At 40.9% G+C, this 3,459-nt stretch carries 3 protein-coding genes; 2 read left to right on the forward strand and 1 reads right to left on the reverse strand.

Features of this window, described 5'->3' with window-relative positions; genetic code table 11:
- The first annotated feature begins 290 nt into the window (after positions 1-290).
- Positions 291-908, forward strand: a complete 618-nt coding sequence (locus OQJ86_RS26065) for an HAD family hydrolase (RefSeq protein WP_039977003.1) — start codon at positions 291-293, stop codon at positions 906-908.
- Positions 909-983: 75 nt separating this feature from the next.
- On the opposite strand, the gene OQJ86_RS26070 is transcribed toward OQJ86_RS26065, so the two are convergent.
- On the reverse strand, positions 984-1,532 hold the full coding sequence (locus OQJ86_RS26070; RefSeq protein WP_038867865.1) for a GNAT family N-acetyltransferase: 549 nt from the start codon (positions 1,530-1,532) through the stop codon (positions 984-986).
- A gap of 297 nt (positions 1,533-1,829) precedes the next feature.
- On the opposite strand from OQJ86_RS26070, the gene OQJ86_RS26075 reads away from it, so the two are divergent.
- Positions 1,830-2,954, forward strand: a complete 1,125-nt coding sequence (locus OQJ86_RS26075) for an acyl-CoA desaturase (protein ID WP_038878823.1) — start codon at positions 1,830-1,832, stop codon at positions 2,952-2,954.
- Positions 2,955-3,459: the final 505 nt, after the last annotated feature.

Below are 3,459 nucleotides of genomic sequence, written 5' to 3' on the forward strand. Positions count from 1 at the left end.
AGAGAAGCCATCACTCAACATCACCAATGCTGAAAAGTCTGGGCTGATGGCGATGGCTTAAACCGATCTCAGGTTAAGGAGCATAAGCAGTGAGACTTCAATCAAATATTTCGCGACGCTCTACTTTAAATTCAGCTCGTTATATTCACAAAATTAATAATTAAGCAAATTCGAATATTAAATAAACAAAAACGCGAACTCGCGCAATGTCTCATGCAGGAAAGCCGTGCAACATCAATTTCTAGAGAGAACACGCTCTCACCGGCTCAACTTATCAAACAAGGAAGCCTATGCAACCAATAGCAATCAAAAATGTCGTATTCGATGTTGGAAATGTACTCGTTAGATGGTCGCCAATCGAAATTGTTAGACTCACTTTTGGCAATGATGCCGATGTGGAATGGCTCGTCAAAGATTTGTTCACAAGCTCAATTTGGACGGACTTAAATAAAGGCCTGATTAGCGAGTCGCAAGCCAAACAGCGTTATCAACAAGAGAAGCAACTTTCAGCAACAGATTGTGAACGACTCTTTTATTATGTAAAACAAACACAATTGCTGATTTACGGCAGTGTCGATTTACTGAAACGTTTAAAAGCTGCGGGTTATGGCGTCTATGCGTTAACCGACAACGTGGTAGAAATTGTTGAGTATCTCAAATCAACGTATCAATTCTGGCCGCTGTTCGATGGCACGACGGTTTCTGCCGAATTGGGGTTATTGAAACCTCAACCAGAAATCTATCAGAACCTTCTTGAGGCTCACCAACTTGTTGCTTCAGAAACGGTGTTTCTTGATGATATGCCTTATAACGTAGAGGGGGCAAAAGCGGTTGGTATGGCTGCAATTCAGTTTGAAAATGCTCAACAATGCGAAACTGCCTTGAAACAGCTTGGATTAATATTCTAATCTTCTGCTTTCCTGTGAGCCATAAAAAAGAGCAGCGAATTCGCTGCTCTTTCATGTTTGATACGTGAGTAATGTCTAAGAATAAATTACGTTTTCTTCAATCCCGCTCACTAAGGATTGAGCACTGGACCAACGGAATACTTTTTCCATGACCTCATTTCCACTAGGCGCTTTCCAACTGCGCTCTTGACACTCTTGCCCACCGATATGCTGATAAAATTCTACCGCGGGTTCATTTTGTGAAACTACCTCAAGATATAAACCACTATCTTTGAAATATTGTTGGTGCCACTCCGCAACCGCAAGTAAAAGCTGTTTGCCGATCCCACGCCCTTGATAACCACCATCAACATGTAGCGCTTCAATGAAGCTGCCACGTTCAAAGTCATGATTACCGAACACACAAACAAAACCAAGAAGAAGACCACCCTCTTCTGCTAATACGATGTGTTGGTTAAATGGAGGGTTTGTCAGACGCGTTTGCCAAATCAGTAATTTGTCGTCACTCGCTTCGCTATCCAAATAGCCGTCACTCAGAATGCCACGGTAATGTCGCTTCCAACTGTCCACGTGTAACTGCGCGATGCGTTCATAATCCTTATATTCCGCTAATCGTAATTCCATTACGTATTCCTATTTTCTTACATTTCTTTGCTTCTCTATCGAGCTTTGGCATTTTCCACCTCATTCCGGTCTTATTATTGGCAGATTTTACAAATCTAACGCCATAGCTCATTGATTAATACTACTCATTATTCGTTTAAAAGCAAAATATCCCACCAATAAGCGCGATAAATCATAAACATTGTGCAGCGATAGAGCAGTCACAACTCGATACAAAGTCGTCTAACTTTAGTTTGACTTACACGTGTACGCTGATACTCTAGCGAACAGTTGTTAGCTCAAAGTTAGGGACACATCGTGACGCATAATAAACCGCCCATTATCTGGTTGAATCTATTGATATTTTCTGCCAGTTTTATTCTGACTTTTGTTGTATTGCCTTGGTATGCATACCACTACGGATTAGGTTGGGAACATCTGATCTGGGGTATCATCGCCTTTAGTTTTACCAATCTCTCCATTACCGCGGGTTATCACCGTCTGTGGAGCCACAAAACCTATGAAGCTCACCCAGTTTTACGATTCATCTTTGCCATCGGTGGTGCTTTCTCTCTTCAAAACAGTGCAATGCATTGGTCTTCTGATCATCGTGTTCACCACAAACATGTAGATGACAATGACAAAGACCCGTATTCAGCGAAACGCGGATTTTGGTATTCGCATATTGGTTGGATGTTACGCGACTATAATAAATCGAAAGAAAACGAGTACACCAACTGTCGTGATTTGAAACGCGATAAGGTCGTCGTGTGGCAGCATAAATATTATGTTCCACTCGCAATTCTGACCAATATTGGCTTTCCTCTCGCATTGGGTTTGATATACGGCGATGTATTGGGAATGTTTTTAATCGTTGGAGCAGCTCGCCTCTTCCTAAGCCATCACACTACCTTCTTTATTAACTCATTGGCGCACGTTTGGGGTAAGCAAACCTTCACAGACAAAAACACGGCTCGTGATAACGGTATTTTGGCTTTCTTTACCTTTGGTGAGGGATACCATAATTTCCACCATATCTTTGAGAACGATTACCGAAATGGTGTGTACTGGTGGCATTACGACCCAACGAAATGGTTGATAAAATCATGCTCTTGGCTGGGGTTAACAACCAAACTTCGTACGACATCGACTTTCCGAATCGAAAAAGCGCGCGCAACTCAATTGCTGAAAAAGGCAAAAGAAAAGTTAGAAACGAAACCGAATAGCCAATCGATTCGAGACCAACTTCAGCAGGAATTCGATGCACTTGTACACCACATGCAAGAATATTATGAAGCGCGAAAAGAAGTGCTTGGTGAGAAAACAGCAACGGTAGTGAAAAAGTACGAACGTTCCGTATCAAAGCTGAAATACGAACAAATTAAGGAAGAATTTGAACGTCAACAACGCAGTTGGAACCTCTTAGTGCGACGCTACGCATAACGTGTAACTCGCGCTTCAATATAAAGACGTCAAAACAAAAGCTCCGTTCATCCGGAGCTTTTTTGTTCAATCAAGCCTCTTTAACGTGATCTAGCTCGAACTATCGCTTTTCCTACTTTTTAATCATTTCGTACGATTTTTATTCGACAAATCGTTCATATTTTCCTTTCTTTAAAATCATTAAAACCAGTGCATAACACCTAAAAAACGTAATTTAAACAATATAATCCAGCGCAATTATTTATTAATCTATTATTTGTTTTAGATCATGCTAGCTCTAATTTAGTCTCGTGCCACAAGAAAGAATTCTGTAAATTCCTTGTCATAAACTGAAACAGTTTCTTTCTTTTTTTCATAATATCTGGAGACAACCCTATGTTAGAGCTCTTAATTGGCTTGGTAGTGACCATTGCTGTGGGTTATTTCATTGGGCTTTGTTGCTTAAATCGATGGAACTAAATCTAGAAGCTACGATCTGATCGGCTACACCCATCAATCGTCGTAG

This window comes from Vibrio sp. Sgm 5 (genome assembly GCF_026241575.1).
Taxonomy (GTDB): Bacteria; Pseudomonadota; Gammaproteobacteria; order Enterobacterales; family Vibrionaceae; genus Vibrio; species Vibrio jasicida.

What these genes read in the sequence shown, in the direction of transcription:
- OQJ86_RS26065 (WP_039977003.1), top strand. Translation starts at nt 291, where the DNA reads ATGCAACCAATAGCAATCAAAAATGTCGTATTCGATGTTGGAAATGTA.
- OQJ86_RS26070 (WP_038867865.1), bottom strand. Translation starts at nt 1,532, where the DNA reads ATGGAATTACGATTAGCGGAATATAAGGATTATGAACGCATCGCGCAG.